Annotated in this window: 14 protein-coding genes; all 14 read right to left on the bottom strand. The window is 48.8% G+C overall.

The genetic code is table 11. The features are described 5' to 3' along the window. Positions 1-55: 55 nt before the first annotated feature. Positions 56-1,513 (bottom strand): phytoene desaturase family protein, encoded by a 1,458-nt coding sequence (locus tag A0126_RS05215; protein WP_088836713.1) that lies wholly within the window; start codon positions 1,511-1,513, stop codon positions 56-58. Then, positions 1,510-3,126 (bottom strand): alpha/beta hydrolase, encoded by a 1,617-nt coding sequence (locus tag A0126_RS05210; protein WP_088836712.1) that lies wholly within the window; start codon positions 3,124-3,126, stop codon positions 1,510-1,512. The genes A0126_RS05215 and A0126_RS05210 overlap by 4 nt, the downstream gene beginning before the upstream one ends. A 92-nt stretch (positions 3,127-3,218) precedes the next feature. Continuing rightward, positions 3,219-4,391 carry a glycine C-acetyltransferase gene (locus A0126_RS05205; protein WP_088836711.1) on the bottom strand — a complete coding sequence of 391 codons (1,173 nt, stop codon included), beginning with the start codon at positions 4,389-4,391 and terminating at the stop codon, positions 3,219-3,221. Further along, on the bottom strand, positions 4,391-5,479 hold the full coding sequence (gene tdh, locus A0126_RS05200) for an L-threonine 3-dehydrogenase (RefSeq protein ID WP_088836710.1): 1,089 nt from the start codon (positions 5,477-5,479) through the stop codon (positions 4,391-4,393). Before tdh ends, A0126_RS05205 begins: the two co-directional genes overlap by 1 nt. Before the next feature lie 97 nt (positions 5,480-5,576). Further along, positions 5,577-6,443, bottom strand: a complete 867-nt coding sequence (locus A0126_RS05195; RefSeq protein WP_088836709.1) for a 2-oxoacid:ferredoxin oxidoreductase subunit beta — start codon at positions 6,441-6,443, stop codon at positions 5,577-5,579. Next, positions 6,430-8,181, bottom strand: a complete 1,752-nt coding sequence (locus A0126_RS05190) for a 2-oxoacid:acceptor oxidoreductase subunit alpha (protein ID WP_088836708.1) — start codon at positions 8,179-8,181, stop codon at positions 6,430-6,432. The genes A0126_RS05195 and A0126_RS05190 overlap by 14 nt, the downstream gene beginning before the upstream one ends. A gap of 201 nt (positions 8,182-8,382) precedes the next feature. Beyond that, the gene (locus A0126_RS05185) at positions 8,383-8,643 is read right to left on the bottom strand and encodes a stage V sporulation protein S (RefSeq protein WP_029333189.1); all 261 of its coding nucleotides are present in this window, start codon (positions 8,641-8,643) and stop codon (positions 8,383-8,385) included. Positions 8,644-8,672: 29 nt separating this feature from the next. Then, complete coding sequence (locus tag A0126_RS05180) at positions 8,673-9,467, bottom strand: TIGR00282 family metallophosphoesterase (protein WP_088836707.1); 795 nt, start codon at positions 9,465-9,467, stop codon at positions 8,673-8,675. 49 nt (positions 9,468-9,516) lie between these two features. Beyond that, positions 9,517-11,079, bottom strand: coding sequence for a ribonuclease Y (rny, locus tag A0126_RS05175; protein WP_029333187.1), 1,563 nt, complete (start codon positions 11,077-11,079; stop codon positions 9,517-9,519). A 269-nt stretch (positions 11,080-11,348) separates the two neighbouring features. Continuing rightward, positions 11,349-12,389 (bottom strand): recombinase RecA, encoded by a 1,041-nt coding sequence (gene recA, locus A0126_RS05170; RefSeq protein WP_029333186.1) that lies wholly within the window; start codon positions 12,387-12,389, stop codon positions 11,349-11,351. Between the two features lie 103 nt (positions 12,390-12,492). After that, positions 12,493-13,734, bottom strand: coding sequence for a competence/damage-inducible protein A (locus A0126_RS05165; protein ID WP_088836706.1), 1,242 nt, complete (start codon positions 13,732-13,734; stop codon positions 12,493-12,495). Positions 13,735-13,804: 70 nt separating this feature from the next. Further along, the gene (gene pgsA, locus A0126_RS05160) at positions 13,805-14,383 is read right to left on the bottom strand and encodes a CDP-diacylglycerol--glycerol-3-phosphate 3-phosphatidyltransferase (protein WP_088836705.1); all 579 of its coding nucleotides are present in this window, start codon (positions 14,381-14,383) and stop codon (positions 13,805-13,807) included. A 46-nt stretch (positions 14,384-14,429) separates the two neighbouring features. Next, complete coding sequence (locus A0126_RS05155) at positions 14,430-15,326, bottom strand: helix-turn-helix domain-containing protein (protein WP_088838459.1); 897 nt, start codon at positions 15,324-15,326, stop codon at positions 14,430-14,432. Positions 15,327-15,357: 31 nt separating this feature from the next. After that, positions 15,358-16,137: a DUF3388 domain-containing protein gene (locus A0126_RS05150; RefSeq protein ID WP_088836704.1), complete on the bottom strand. Its 780-nt coding sequence runs from the start codon at positions 16,135-16,137 to the stop codon at positions 15,358-15,360. Positions 16,138-16,187 lie beyond the last annotated feature (50 nt).

Genomic DNA, 16,187 nt, shown 5'->3' with positions numbered 1-16,187 from the left:
GTTCTGAAAAAAAAGCGACCATTCGGCCGCTTCTTTCATGATTTCACAAAGTCATTCAAATCTTGACACCTAACTGTCGGGCAACATGAATCGCTGACGTCGACGCACCGATTGTCCCTGCCCCCGGAAAGACGGTATCGCCAATGACATAGAGATTCGGGACACCGGTCCGAAATGATGCCGCGCGGAACAAACTCGTTGAACGCAATTGCGGATAACCGCCGACGCCACCGTCCGGTCGTGACGTGTAACGCACCCAGGCGCCCGGTCCACCAGGATGACGTTCGATTGCCTGCTCGCGAAAGCTGGGAAACTCTTGTTCGACAATCGTTTCGAATACATCCTGCATTCTTTCAATCTGATGCCCGTAATGTACGTTGTCCGTAGCATCAAAGTAACCAATCGGGACGTGACAGGACATCGTCAATGTCCGTACGCCCTCCGGAGCCCGTTTTATATCACCCGAACGTGATAATGACAAAAAGGCATGACCCGACGGTAACCGTTCATCATGAATTTGTCGAAAGGCACTATCGGATGTAACCAATTTTTCCGGAAAGGCAGCATAATACGTGAATGTGGCCCATTGCGCCAGTTTCCTTTGTCTTGCGTACGTCCGTTTAAGCGTCCGTAAAAGAGGTGGACTGACGAGACGTTGCATCGCTTCGAGTGGGAGCGCACCGATGACGACATCTGCTAACACGAGACGACCGCGACGATCTTCTAGTAAAAAGCCATCTGCCGTTTGCTTGACCGACGTGATTTTACGACCAAGCAACATCGTCGCCCCGTCATGTTCTGCCGATTCTTTCAAGATTTCTGCGACTCGATAAAGACCGCCCGGCACATAGTACGCACCGTCGTGATAAATCGATAAGGCAACGGCACCGAGTAACGCGGACGCTTCCTGACCGGTCTGCATACTGTCTAATAAAATCCCGTCCACCAGCCGAGCGAAAACCGATCCTTCCAACCCATGGCGCCGTAACACTTGTCCGACGGTCTGTGTGACGTATGGAAGTAAGGGCAGGCTCGATTGTGCTTCTTTTAGAATCAACTGTGCATCGTGCAATGTTCGTACAGGTAGTGCCGGGAGTGACTCCATCAACGGAGCGACATGACGTTGAATCTTATCGATTTCTTCAAAAAATGTGCCGATTTGCTGCGCCTGTTGTGGGAATACATCTTGTAGTTCTCCGATGAATCGAGCACGGTCACGGTAATAGGCAATATCGTGCCCGTCGATTTTAATCGTCATCACAAGATCAAGTAATTCCGTTTCGACATTTAACCCCAAGTGTTGCAAAATCCGGTCATGAATGCCGCCTCGTTGAAAGCCCATCCCGAGTGTCGCCCCGACCGGATACGTCAAATCTTTTCGGGTGAATTTGCCGGCGGAACCGCCCCATTCGCGACTTCCTTCAAGCAATGTCACGTCATGCCCTTCTCGAGCGAGGAGCGCCGCTGCTGTCACGCCGGCAATCCCACCACCAATAATCGCGACCCGTTTCATTGATTATCCTCCTCTTCCACGACTAGATTTTCTTTAAATAAGAAATCGCGTACTTCGCGGAAAACCGGTTCGCGCCGGTGAATCGTGAAGTGATCATACTTATATGACTTCGTCTCGATGTTGTCAGTATAATCTTCGAGCGTGAACGAACTGTCTAACGGAATCAGATTGAAGTCGCCTCCTTTGGCACCGAAGGAATAAACAAGGACATCACGCGGCCATGTCTCGAGCCGCGCTTTCAATCGCTCGATCGCCTTTGAGTTCTCTGCTAAATCCTGAATCGCCGGACTGTTCGTATTCGTCCCGAACGGAGCAAGCGTCAAGCCGAGCGTCGCATAATTTGATCCACCAATCGGTGCATCAAGCGTGACGACTTTTCGAATCGTATACGGAAGATTTTCATTCAACGTATATTCGACGACGTCGACTCCACCCATACTGTGACCAACAAGTTGGATGTTGGTAAACGTCGCCTTTTGTTGCTTGTCATACTGAGCGATCGCGGCTTCAAGCCACGTCTGTTGCTGCGCAAGGCTTGCTTCATCGTCTTCGAAGGTGATACGAACGAGTGGGAAGCCGGTCGACGAGTCATTGATTTTACAACTTACCTTCCCGGTCCGATCAACATCACATCGCCCTCCGTCATCCGCTAACTTTTTTTCCGTAAAGTTTTCAATCATCGGTAAGAAGGTCCGTTCCGTCCCGAACAAGCCATGCACCATGAACGTCGGGACAATCTCCCCCTTCGATTCCGTCACGATTTGCGTTGTCGGTGGCGGAGCACTGGCCGTCTCCTCAGCAAAGATTAACCATGCACCCCCTCCGAGTAACAGACAAACGAGTAGCGAGATACTGATTGTTTGAAGTTGTTTGCGGCGTAATTTCCGCACGTGGTGGATGATCCAAAACGTCAAGAGACCGAGTCCAATCAATAAGACGATCCCTGTGATAACCCAGCCCGTCGGATTCGGGACGTATGCCACGAGTTGCAATTGATTGTCTTTCGTCCCGTATAATTTCCACGAGACGTCATTGTAGTTCGCCCAGTCGATTTTCTCCGCATTTTGCAAAGCGACGACTTCCGGGACGTGCAGTTTAATCTCGATGTCCGCTTGACGGATGTAACGATCGGCTAACTTTTTAACTTGACCTGTAGGATGATAGCCCTTGATATTTAAGCGATCGATACTTAAGTCGATGTTTGTATTTAAACGGTACGTATTAAACCAAAAACCTTCATGCTTGTCCACATCATACGTCGTATCCGGCGGAATCAAGATTCCTCCGACACCTGTCTTCCATTCATCTTTAATCGAGGCCAAATCTTCAAGGTTCGCGAAGGTTTTTTCCATACGAAGTCCTTCATAGTCGTCCTTCGTTTTAAAAGTCGACGCTGCATAGCCGTTTTTTTCAGCCTGCTTCGCATACATCTCCCAGTCTGGATTAAAGTTCAATAATCGTGCGACCGGATGTTCTTTTGCTGCATACGTCGTCTTCAAGGTGACACTTTGATCCAGATGGACAGTCGCATCATACTGAATGCGAATGCAGCCACCGAGCAAAAACGTCAGCATCAATAAAGACGCCAGCAACAGCTTTTTTTGAATCGTCATAAAGCACGTGCACTTCCTTTCTGAAGTTCTCTTTTCCCTATCATACAATCGAAAAAACAGCCGAATCAATCATCGGCTGTTTTTCTATCCTGTTAAATCAAGTTTAATTCTTGTCCGACTTGTTTGAAGGCTTCGATTGCTTGTTCTAAATCGTCACGCGTATGCTCTGCCGTAACGATTGTCCGGACACGTGCTTTCCCTTTGGCAACGGTCGGGAAGGCAATTCCTTGCGCGAAGACGCCGTGAGCACGCAGTTGATCGGACAACTTATGACAAAGCGCTTCGTCCCCGACGATGACCGGTGTGATCGGCGTCGTCGATGTCCCGATGTTAAAGCCAAGATCACGTAGTCCTTGTTTAAAGAACTCTGTGTTTTCCCAAAGACGATCGAACAGTTCCGTCTCTTCTTCCATTACCCGCAGTGCTTCCCGATTTGCTTCGACGACTGCCGGCGGATGTGACGTCGAGAAGAGGAACGGGCGCCCTTTATGGATTAAGTAATCTTTAACATGCTGTTCACACGCGACATACCCGCCAAGGACACCAATTGCTTTCGACAAGGTACCGACTTGGAGGGCGACACGACCGTCAAGCCCAAAGTGGTTGACCGTCCCGCGACCACTTTTTCCTAAAACGCCTGAGGCATGTGCGTCATCGACCATGACAAGCGCATCGTACTTTTCTGCGAGTTCGACGATTTCCGGAAGTGGTGCGATGTTACCGTCCATTGAGAAGACGCCGTCCGTGACGACGAGTCGTGTCCGTGCGTCTTGAGTCTCTTGGAGCGCTGCTTCAAGATCAGCTAAGTCGACGTGTTTGTAAATGCGGCGTTTCGCTTTCGTCAAGCGAATCCCATCGATGATCGAAGCATGATTAAGGGCATCGGAAATGACGACATCCTCTGGTCCGAGCAGTGCCGACAAGACACCGAGGTTCGTTGCGAATCCCGACTGGAAGACAAGTGCTGCTTCTGTATGTTTAAAGGTCGCGAGTTCTTGTTCGAACGCTTCATGCATTTCGAGTGTTCCCGCGATCGTCCGGACCGATCCTGTCCCGGCACCGAATTCAAGCGCTGCATCCGCTGCCCGTTTTGCGAGACGCGGGTGCGCTGCGAGTCCGAGATAATTGTTTGAAGATAGTTGAATCAGTTCTTTTCCATCAATCGTCACACGATTGTGTTGTGCACTTTCGAGTGGTACGAGCTTGCGGAACGTCCCCGCCGCTTTCATTTCCTCTAATTCTGTCCGTAAGTGTTCGAAACCCATTAATTCGTCCCCCTTGGTTGTAGTACAACTTTGCCACATTTCCCTTGGCGCATCAATTCGAAGCCTTCTTCAAATCGTTCGAGCGGTAATGTATGTGTGATTAACGGTTTGACATCGACCTTGCCGCTCGAAAGAAAGGCTGATACTTGGCTCCATGTCTCGTACATCTTCCGCCCCGTGATTCCTTGGACGCGGACCCCTTTAAAGACGACATGGTTCGTCAAGTCGATTTCAACCGGTTTGACGGGCAGACTTAAGATGTTGACATCTCCGCCTGCCGTCACCATTTCAAAGGCTTGACTGATCGCGACCGGATGACCACTCATCTCGCAGACGACATCGATTCCGTCGCCGTCCGTCATCATCATGATCCGTTCGATGACATCATCATGGCGTGAATCAAGAACGACATCTGCGCCCATCGTCTTCGCAAGCTCTAACCGATACGGATTGACATCAATCGCGACGACTTCCGCTGCCCCTGCCGCTTTCGCGACCGAAACGGCCATCAAACCGATTGGACCACAGCCGACGATGGCGACCGTCTTGGCACTGACGTCGCTTGCAAGTACCGTGTGGACGGCATTTCCCATCGGTTCTTGAATCGACGCGATGCTTGCCGGCATTTCTTCCGGATTGACCCAGAGGTTTTCTTCCGGCATGACGACGTACTCGGCAAAACAGCCTTGCGTATCGACACCGATGATTTTCGTGTTTTTACAAATATGATACTGTCCCCGTAAACACTGTTTACATTGATGACAGACGATGTGTGTCTCAGCTGAAACATGATCCCCAAGCTTCAGACGTTTTGTCCCTTCGCCGAGTTCGACGACTTCTCCCGAAAACTCATGTCCGAACACGTATGGCGGATTGACACGAGACGCGGCCCAGGCATCCCATCCGTAAATGTGGACGTCTGTCCCGCAAATCGAAGTCGCTTCAACGCGAATCAATACTTCACCGCGTCCCGGGACAGGAACCTCGACTTCTTTCAAGACCGCTCCAAAACCACGCTCTTGTTTGACGAGTGCCCGCATCGTTTTTGTTTGCGTCGTCTGTTCTTCCATCGTCACTAATTTTGTCATATTTCCCCGACTCCTTCATGGGTCTTACCTGTTTCTCTAATCGGTAATGACCAAATGTTTAGCATCCCCAAAAACCAAACCATCATTCGACTCTATTTTACATGAATTCCGCAGCGAGTTGGTTAAATGTTTCTTCATTCATTTCAAGATCGGCAAACGTCAGTCCCGTCTCATCATACCCATCGATTTGTGACTGATAGTCGAGCCGCGAATCATCTTGATAAATCAGACCCATGACGAGTCCGTCGTGCTCATGGACGACGCGTTTCGCTGTATCGAGATTTGTTGCATCATACCCCTCAATCTCGTCCAGCTTCGTCAAATTTTGTTTGAACCAATCGTACGTGTTGACCTTGTTAAACGTCACACAGGGACTGAAGACATTAATGAAGGCGAACCCTTTATGTTCCGTCGCTTGTTCGATCAGCCGTGTCAATCCTTTCAAGTCGTTCGAGAAACTTTGGGCGACGAACGTCGCACCGGCAGTCAAAGCAAGCTCGACCGGTGAAATGCTCTTCTCAATCGAGCCTTTCGGTGTCGACTTCGTTTTGAATCCGGGAGCTGACGTCGGTGATGTTTGCCCCTTCGTCAAGCCGTAGATTTGATTGTCCATGACGATGTACGTCATGTCGACATTTCGTTTGAAGGCATGGACCGTATGCCCCATCCCGATTGCAAAACCGTCCCCGTCCCCGCCGGACGCGATGACTGTCAATTCCCGGTTCGCCATCTTGACGCCTTGGGCAATCGGGAGCGAACGGCCGTGGACACCATGAAACCCATAAGTATTGATGTAACCAGAAATGCGACCGGAACAGCCGATTCCAGAAATCAAAGCCAGTTCTTCCGGCTCAAGACCGACGTTCGCGACGGCACGTTGAATCGCTGCTTGAATTGAGAAGTCACCACATCCCGGACACCAGTTCGGTTTGACATCATTTCGAAAATCTTTAAAGGTTGCCATTAAAAACGCCTCCTGCTACTACCTGTTCTACGACTTCTGCCGGATAGAACGGATCACCGTTGAATTTCAAGATGTGTTCAATCTTGTCTGCGAACCCACAGTTCATCTGAATCAGTTTCGCGAGTTGACCGGTCGCATTGTATTCGACGACGACGACTTTTTTCGCCCGCTCAAGATGTGGACGGACGAGTTCACTCGGGAACGGGTGCATTTGACGAATATGCAAGTGATCGACTTTCATCCCTGCATGCTCTAGACGTGGCATCACTTCTTCAATCGTCCCGCGCGTCGAATTGAAGCCGACGAACAGGATGTCTGGTGTCTGATGCTGTTCCGTCACAAGGACAGCGTCTGCTAGACGGAATTGATTGAGTTTGCGTAAACGTTTCGTCATTTGATCGACCCGGTTCTTCGTTGCTTCCGAGGGACGTCCTTCTTCGTTATGTTCGACGCCCGTCACGTGATGAATCCCGTGTTTCATTCCCGGGACGACACGCGGGCTGATCCCGTCTTCCGTCACTTCATACCGTTTGAAGTAGTCTTTCCCGGCAAGTTCCGGTAAGTCGCCTTGCAGTAATTTTCCGCGTCGGATTTCGACACGTTCTAAGTCGAGCGGTTCGACCGATTGTTTTCCAAGCGATAACATCAAGTCGGTCAAAAGGATGACCGGACATTGGTATTCTTCTGCGATATTAAAGGCTTCTGCCGCATCATAAAACGCTTCTTCGACCGTCGACGGTGCAAGGACGACTTTCGGAATCTCGCCATGCGTACTGTAAATCATCGCCATCAAGTCCGATTGTTCTTGTTTCGTCGGGAGTCCCGTTGACGGTCCTCCCCGTTGTGTATCGATGATGACGAGTGGTGTTTCCGTCATCCCGGATAACCCGATGGCTTCCGCCATCAACGACAGTCCTGGTCCAGCTGACGCCGTCAAGGCACGGACACCGGCATAGTTCGCGCCGATCGCCATCGTGACAGCTGCCAGTTCATCCTCTGTCTGAACGACCGTTCCCCCGAACTGTGGTAATTTCTTGATTAAGTACTCCATGATTTCTGACGATGGTGTAATCGGGTAAGCGGCCATCAAGCGGGCTCCCCCTGTCACGGCACCGAGGGCAATCGCATCGTTGCCAATCATGAACATGCGTTGCTTCCCGTCGGCCGGTTCCAGGATGAACCGCTCGGCATCGAGTGCCATCTCTTCAAAAGCAGCTGCTCCTTCCCGAATCGCCGATAAGTTCTTTGCGACCATCTCCGGACCTTTGCGACCAAAAATTTGTTCGACGACGGCTTCAAACCGTTCTGGATCAATTCCGAGAATCGCACTTGAAGCACCGATCGCGACCATGTTTTTCATCAGTGCGGTTCCAAGACCCGCTGCGATTTCCGTAAACGCAATCGGATAGAGATCGGCACGCGAAGCATCCGGATTCGTCGGCTTGAACTTTGCGTCGGCAATGATGATTGCCCCCTGGCGTAACTCGTGGAAATTGACATCGATCGTCTCTTGATCAAATGCCACTAAAATATCGAGATCGTCCGCGACGGTCCGAACTTCATGTGTCGCCACACGAATCTTATTGTTTGTATGTCCACCTTTGATGCGTGAAGAAAAGTGACGATATCCATATAAATAATAACCAAGACGGTTGAGGGCAATCGCAAAAATCTCACCTGTCGATTCGATTCCCTCTCCCTGCTGTCCGCCTACTTTCCATGATAATTGATTGTACATCGACGTTCGCTCCTTCTCTGTCCCCTGAAATGATGGAAGCGTCTTACTTTACTATCCTCCCTCATGATACCGATTTACAGATACTTGTACAATCCTCCCCCGGAAATCCGTTCGTTTTTTTGATTTTCGTCACGACAAAAAGACCATCTACTCTAGCCGAGTAGATGATCACGTGTATTTAGGACCTATGTCCGAACGATCTTAGCGTGGTTCAACGATGAGTTTAATTGCAGTCCGTTCTTCGCCATCAATCATGATGTCGGTAAAGGCTGGGATACAGATTAAATCCATGCCAGCCGGCGCAACGAATCCTCGCGCAATCGCGACCGCCTTAATGGATTGATTGAGTGCACCCGCACCGATTGCCTGAATCTCGACAGAACCTTTCTCTCGAAGCACGCCCGCAATCGCTCCTGCGACGGCGTTCGGATTCGATTTAGCTGATACTTTCAGGGCGTCCATGCAATGTACCTCCCAATCAAAAATGACACTTAATCAAAGAATATCGATTGATCCGTCAAATGAATCCGTTCAATCTTCGTTGCTTTTTTCGTCGCATCATCGATATGAATCAAGACTCCATTTAGTTGTTCCCGTCCTTCCGCAACTTCAAACCGAGTTGGAAGCTGTGTCTTAAATTTTCGTAAGACATCATCTTTACGCATCCCGAGGACACCGTCCAGTGGACCTGTCATGCCGACATCCGTGATGTAAGCTGTTCCACCGTCAAGCACACGTTCGTCGGCAGTTTGGACGTGCGTGTGGGTTCCGACGACCGCTTGGACACGTCCGTCGAGGTGATAACCCATCGCGATTTTTTCACTCGTTGCTTCCGCATGGACGTCAACGAAAATCGCATCGACTTCCCCTTCGACTTCCGCAATCAACGCGTCAACAGTCCGGAAGGGATCTCCGAGTGCTGGTAAGAAGACCGTTCCTTGGACGTTGATGACGGCAATCTTTTTATTCCCGACCTTTAAGACCATCATGCCACGACCTGGTGTTCCTTCCGGATAGTTTGCTGGACGGACAATCCGGTCAGCGTCATCAATCCAGTCGAAAATGTCCCGATTGTCAAACGTATGATTTCCCATCGTGACGCCGTGGAAACCAAGTTCGAGTAATTGGTGATAAATCGATTTCGTGATGCCACGACCGTGTGCTGCATTTTCACCGTTGACGAGCATGACGGTTGGATTGTACTTCGACTTCAGACGTGCCGTAAATTGTTGTAAGATGTGTCGACCTGGTGCGCCAACGACGTCTCCGATAAATAAAATCTTCATGCTAATTCCTCCAATACATTAAAAAAGTGGCGGTCGCCCGCCACTTTGCTTATTTTGCGTATTCGACTGCTCGTGTTTCCCGAATGACCGTGACCTTGATATGACCCGGATAATCGAGTTCTTCTTCGATTTTCTTCCGGATATCACTCGCCATCTTGTGTGCTAAGACATCATCGACAACGTCAGGACGGACGATAATCCGAACTTCACGACCGGCTTGAATCGCAAACGATTTTTCAACACCATCGAATGATTCTGAAATTTCTTCCAAACGTTCGAGGCGTCGAATGTAACTTTCAAGCGTTTCTTGTCGTGCACCTGGACGTGCTGCTGAAAGTGCGTCTGCTGCCGCGACAAGGACGGAGATGACCGAAGTCGCTTCCGTATCACCATGGTGAGAAGCAATCGCATTGATGACTGTCGGATGCTCTTTGTACTTCGTACCGAGCTCGACACCAATCTCAACATGACTTCCTTCCACTTCATGGTCAATCGCTTTTCCGATATCGTGCAGGAGACCTGCCCGTTTCGCAAGCGTGACATCTTCGCCAAGTTCCGCTGCCATCATTCCCGCAAGATGCGCGACTTCAAGTGAGTGGAACAAGACGTTTTGTCCGTAACTCGTCCGGTATTTCAAGCGACCGAGAATCTTGACGAGATCCGGGTGGATTCCATGAATCCCGACATCATATGTCGCTTCTTCTCCGATTTCGCGAATTCGCTCATCGACTTCGCGACGTGATTTGTCGACCATCTCTTCAATCCGTGCCGGATGAATTCGACCGTCTTGGACAAGCTTTTCAAGCGCCATCTTCGCCACTTCACGACGAATTGGATCAAATCCAGACAAGATAACAGCTTCCGGTGTATCATCGATGATTAAATCGATTCCCGTTAACGTTTCAAGTGTCCGAATGTTACGACCTTCACGACCGATGATTCGACCCTTCATCTCATCATTCGGTAGGTTGACGACAGATACCGTCGTCTCAGCGATATGTTCAGCGGCGAACCGTTGAATCGCGAGGGACAAGATGTTACGTGCTTTCTTGTCGGCTTCTTCTTTTGCTTTTTGTTCGATTTCTTTTTGTAGCATTGCCGCATCATGCAGCGCAGCTTGTTTTGTCTCATCCATGATGATAGCGCGCGCTTCGTCTTGCGAAAGATTCGCAACACGTACGAGCTCTTGGCGACCTTCTTCATACAGATCCTCAACTTTGCGTTCTAACGCTTCAGCTTGTTGCTTCCGCTTCGCGATCTCAGCGTCTCGTGTGTTGATTTGATCTTCCTTTCGGTCGATTGAGTCGACACGGCGATCGAGAGTCTCTTCTTTTTGGAGCAAGCGGGCTTCTTGTTTTGTTAGCTCTTGACGACGTTCACGAAGTTCTTTTTCTACTTCATTGCGAAGTTTAAAGGCTTCGTCTTTCGCTTCGAGTAATGCTTCTTTTTTCGTTGCTTCCGCTGACACTTGTGCCCGTTCGACGATTTTTGTCGCTTCGGTTTCCGCGCCTTGAATCTTTGCTTCAGCAATCGATTTCCGCAAGAAGTAGCCTACGATGAATGCGATGAGCAAAGTGAGGAGAAGTATGATAATCCAAGTTATTGTATCCATGGGTTCACCTCCCCTTTGCAAGGTGTTTCTTAGTTCATTTCGGTTTTTCATCGAAGCTGTCTAAAAAACGTACATCTATATTGTAAGGATAGCACTCGTTCATTGTCAACGAACGGGCGGGAAAGAATTCCTTTGTTTTCCTCTTTTCAACAAAAAACACCTTGAATCGAGGTAACTTCAATGAAAAATCTAAAAAAAGATAACGTTCACTCCAGCGAGTAAACGTTATCGATTGTTCGATTCACCTTCAAGAAGGAACCGCCTCTATATTATTCTGCGAATAGATCTTCTGTTTCTTCTTCTACTTCCGCATCAAGTGCACGTTCAACAAGACCGTGGTGCTCACGAATCAAGCGTTCGACTTCCTCAGCGACCTCCGGATGCTCGACCATGTATTGTTTCGCGTTTTCACGTCCTTGACCGAGACGTTCTGAATTATAAGAGTACCATGCACCACTTTTTTGAACGATATCGAGATCCGTCCCGATGTCGATTAACTCACCGACTTTAGAAATCCCGAGACCATACATGATATCAACTTCTGCTTGTTTGAATGGTGGTGCAATTTTATTTTTAACGACTTTGATTTTTGTTTTATTCCCGACGATATCCGTTCCATTCTTCAATGCTTCCGCACGACGAACTTCAAGACGGACAGACGAGTAGAATTTCAAGGCACGTCCACCTGGAGTCGTTTCTGGGTTCCCGAACATGACACCGATTTTTTCACGGATTTGGTTGATGAAGATGACAATCGTCTTCGATTTGTTTGTTGCACCAGACAACTTACGTAATGCCTGACTCATCAAACGTGCTTGAAGACCTACGTGGGAATCACCCATTTCGCCTTCGATTTCAGCTTTTGGTACGAGCGCTGCAACCGAGTCGACGACGAGCACGTCTACTGCACCTGAACGGACGAGGGCTTCAGCGATTTCAAGTGCCTGTTCCCCTGTATCCGGTTGTGATAACAATAACTCATCAATGTCGACACCAAGTTTATTTGCGTAGGCTGGATCTAACGCATGCTCTGCGTCGATGAACGCTGCCTGACCGCCTTGTTTTTGTACTGCTGCAATCGCGTGGAGCGCAACAGTCGTTTTACCAGAAGATTCTGGACCGTATACTTCGATTACCCGTCCACGTGGATATCCACCTGCACCGAGAGCTATATCTAATGTGATTGATCCAGAAGAAATAACAGATACTTTCTGGTCTGCATTTTCACCTAGTTTCATGATTGAACCTTTACCAAATTGCTTCTCTATCTGGCGTAATGCCATTTCAAGTGCTGCTTTACGATCACTCACGTAGCAGGCCTCCTTCTATTTATCTTACTGAGATTATTGTACTTCTTTTGAGACCGAATGACAAGCTTTTTACGAACATTTATTCGCATACTTGGAATTATTCTTATTTCGGTTGAACGGCAATTTTCTTAAGGTATTTCAACAGAAGGAAGTACGCATCTTTTACAGAACGTAATCTAATCATACCACGGTCGAATGCTGGGTAGGTAAATTCAACGACCTCCGTTCCGTCCGGTGTTGCTAGGGCGCAATAGACCGTTCCGACTGCTTTTCCACTATTACTCGTCGGTCCCGCTTCCCCTGTCAACGCAATAGCAAGATTCGATTGATAGAGACGTCTCGCTCCTTCAGCCATCGCAATCGCGACGTCAGCGCTGACGGCCGTTTGTTCGCGCAGCAAGGTTTCGCTAACGCTTAACAGGTTACGCTTCGCTGCATCGTCATAGACGACGGCACCTCCACGAAAGCTGTTGCTTGCTCCCGCAATGTCAGTCAAACCGCTCGCAAAAGCTCCTCCTGTTAAAGATTCCGCTGCCGCAAACGTCACGCCTGCCTCTTCACAAGTCCGTAAGACGACTTCCGGTAAACTCGTTTCACCATAGCCATAAAAGTACTCCTCGACTTCCGCAAGGACAAGTTGTTCGAGTTCGTCAAGCATCTCGATGGCAACTTGTTCCTGCGCCGCTTTCGCCGTCAAACGTAACCGTACTTCAGCAAGTTCCGCATACGGTGCGATCGATGGATTTTGTGAGGAACGAATCAAATCGGTCAATCGGTCGTTCAGTGCCGATTCCCCGATTCCGAAAAAGCGAAGTGTTCTCGATTTGATGGTTTCCTGTCCAAACAAATGATCAAAATGATCGGCGATGATTTGCTTCATTTCCCGCGGGACACCTGGTAATAAGATATATTGGTGGTCAGCCGTCTTCAGCGACATCCCTGGCGCGAGACCCGCACCGTTCGAAAGGACATCCGCCCCTTCAATGACCAGCGCCTGTTTTTTTTCATTATCCGTCATCATGCGACCACGTGTTTTCAAAAAACCTTCAATCCGGCTGTACGCGACTTCGTCAACTTGCAAACGACGTCCGAGCAGCTTAGCGAGCACTTCTTTCGTCAAATCATCTTCCGTCGGCCCAAGTCCCCCCGTGATGACGAGGAGGTCGGCACGTGCTTGCGCCTGTTTGAAGACGTCCGTCATCCGCGCCTCATTATCGCCGACGACACTATGATAATGGACATCGATGCCGCAACTCGCGAGCCATTCCGAGAGGTACTGTGCATTCGTATTGGCGATTTCTCCTAATAATAGTTCACTTCCGACTGCTATGATTTCTGCTTTCATCTTCATTCCCCGCTTTCAAAAGTATATAAAAAGACTGTCCGATTTAGCGAACAGCCTTGTTTGAGATAAGTTACATCGATTTCGTGATTAATTTAATGTTTTTTGAGAAATACTCAACGCCTGAGTAAATCGTTAAGATTAACGCCAGCCACATCGTAATTTCAGCAAACGGGATATTGAGTAATGCAAATCCGATATCGTGAAGCAAGAAAGCGATGATTGACGTCAGTTGAACCCATGTCTTCGCCTTACCTGAGTTTCCGGCTGCTAAGACGATTCCTTCGTCTGATGCGACGAGACGAAGCCCTGTCACGGCAAACTCACGGCAGAGAATGATGACGACGACCCAAGCTGCAACGAAATCGAGCTCTACAAGGTAAACGAGTGCAGCTGCGACTAACATCTTATCAGCGAGTGGATCCATAAACTTTCCGAAATTCGTGACTAACTTATTTTTACGTGCCAAGTAACCATCCAACCAGTCCGTGATGGCAGCAACTGAAAAAATCATCGCCGCAACAAAGTGAGAAACCGGAAGTTCGGCACCGAGAACGTCCCATTGACCCCAGTTTGGGTCGATGGCGAGTACTGCGACAAAGACAGGAATTAACAAGACACGTAATACCGTCAATTGATTAGGCAAGTTCATTCTGGTATCCTCCTCCTTTTTATGTAAGATCAGTAGCTATGCCGTCTTACGGCGTAGCTACTTTCTTCAAGTAAATATTTTGAACGAGGAGCGAACGGTTAAGTTTGAGCTCCTGGTCATTGACGACGATTTTATCGATGCCTTTAATTGAACCGATGCGAATCCGAATCAAATCTGTTTTCGCATCTTTGACGACGACCGGGTTCGGATCGGACGCATTGATATGTTCTGGCGCGAGCGCCTCTCCTTCAAGCGATGTATCACGTACTCCGACAAACGGTGACGGCGATGCATCTTTTTTGATGCTGATCGAGACATCCATCGTTTTATCCGCCGGTACTTCATATGTGATATCTTGCCCAGAGGTCGTTTTCGCCACTAATGGCTTCTTGACTTCCTCTTTCGGTTCTTCTGTCACTTCTTCTTTTGGTTCTTCTTTCGGCTCTTCCGTTGCCGGAACATCCGTCTCCTGACTCGGAGCGTCTCCTTCATCAATCGTCACATCACTCTGTTTCGGTGCTGTCGTATTGGCTTTATCACTCGAATCGAGGAAATTTTGCAACGCATAGTAAAGTGCGACACCAATCGCAAAGATTAACAGGATGATAATGATGTTTGGAATCCACCGTTTGGCAACACTCTTTTTCGGAGCCGTCGACTTCGAATAGGTTGCGCGTCGTGACAACTCGACGACCGGTTGTGCTTCAGGTTCCGGCAAGTCTCGTTTATACGTCTCAAACACTTCGTCTACGTCCAGACCGAGTGCTTCGGCATACGTTTTGATGAAAGCACGTGCATAAAAAGCACCGGGCAATTGATCGTAGGCACCTTCTTCAATCGCGACGATATAGCGCTTTTGAATTTTAGTCGTGCTTTGAATTTGTTCTAGCGAAACGCCTAATGTCTCACGTTGTTCTTTTAAGTAGGTTCCGAGCTCGGTCATCGGTAACACACCTTCCATTTTCATTACTTATTTAAAAATTGAACCATTCATTTCCGCCAAGTGCACGTGGAGGTTCGGTCACGATGATTTCTTCGGTCGTGTTGCGTAATTCAATGATGTAATCGAAATCATCCCACGTGTATTCACTCGACTTAACGAACGCATCCGGATGTTCGACGATTTTCGTCGCTGGCAAACGCATGACTTCACGTAAAATTTGCCAATGGCGCTCATCGAAGTGCCGTTGGGACACAAGGGCATCGATGATGTAGACGTAGTCGCCCGTCCGTTCATCGTCAAATAACGAAGTTCTGACCGTTTGTTTGATTAAAGTCGACGATAAGAACAACCATTTCTTATTTGCACTGACACTTGCTGCGACGATCGATTCTGTTTTCCCGACCCGCGGCATGCCACGGACACCAATCAGCAGATGCCCATCCTGCTTACATAATTCAGCCATGAAATCGACGAGAATCCCTAAGTCTTCTCGAACAAAACGGAATGTTTTTAATTCATCACTACTATGGTCGATATAACGACCATGACGAATCGCAATCCGGTCACGCAACTTCGGCTTCCGGAGTTTGACGATCTCAATCGTCGGCATCGTCTTTAAGATGGCTGCGAGTCGCGGTATTTGATCAGGCTGTTTCGTTTGAAGTAACATGCCGCGGCGCTCACGATCAACACCATTGATCGTGACAATCGAGATATGCAGCATCCCCATAAGTGAGGCAATATCTCCTAGCACCCCCGGACGATCGACATTCAATTCGTACTCAAGATACCACTGTTCGAATTCACCCACTCGCTAGCCCTCCTCGTCTATACGGTTATCCATTCCCCATGTTAAATGAT

The sequence above is a fragment of the Exiguobacterium sp. N4-1P genome (genome assembly GCF_002214325.1).
The sequence above is the reverse complement of the archived record's forward strand: the minus strand, read 5'-3'. Positions and strand labels throughout refer to the sequence as shown.

Bases quoted from the DNA above. Each gene is read 5' to 3' on its own strand.
- A0126_RS05215 (WP_088836713.1), bottom strand. From the start codon at position 1,513: ATGAAACGGGTCGCGATTATTGGTGGTGGGATTGCCGGCGTGACAGCA.
- A0126_RS05210 (WP_088836712.1), bottom strand. From the start codon at position 3,126: ATGACGATTCAAAAAAAGCTGTTGCTGGCGTCTTTATTGATGCTGACG.
- A0126_RS05205 (WP_088836711.1), bottom strand. From the start codon at position 4,391: ATGGGTTTCGAACACTTACGGACAGAATTAGAGGAAATGAAAGCGGCG.
- tdh (WP_088836710.1), bottom strand. From the start codon at position 5,479: ATGACAAAATTAGTGACGATGGAAGAACAGACGACGCAAACAAAAACG.
- A0126_RS05195 (WP_088836709.1), bottom strand. From the start codon at position 6,443: ATGGCAACCTTTAAAGATTTTCGAAATGATGTCAAACCGAACTGGTGT.
- A0126_RS05190 (WP_088836708.1), bottom strand. From the start codon at position 8,181: ATGTACAATCAATTATCATGGAAAGTAGGCGGACAGCAGGGAGAGGGA.
- A0126_RS05185 (WP_029333189.1), bottom strand. From the start codon at position 8,643: ATGGACGCCCTGAAAGTATCAGCTAAATCGAATCCGAACGCCGTCGCA.
- A0126_RS05180 (WP_088836707.1), bottom strand. From the start codon at position 9,467: ATGAAGATTTTATTTATCGGAGACGTCGTTGGCGCACCAGGTCGACAC.
- rny (WP_029333187.1), bottom strand. From the start codon at position 11,079: ATGGATACAATAACTTGGATTATCATACTTCTCCTCACTTTGCTCATC.
- A0126_RS05165 (WP_088836706.1), bottom strand. From the start codon at position 13,734: ATGAAAGCAGAAATCATAGCAGTCGGAAGTGAACTATTATTAGGAGAA.
- pgsA (WP_088836705.1), bottom strand. From the start codon at position 14,383: ATGAACTTGCCTAATCAATTGACGGTATTACGTGTCTTGTTAATTCCT.
- A0126_RS05155 (WP_088838459.1), bottom strand. From the start codon at position 15,326: ATGACCGAGCTCGGAACCTACTTAAAAGAACAACGTGAGACATTAGGC.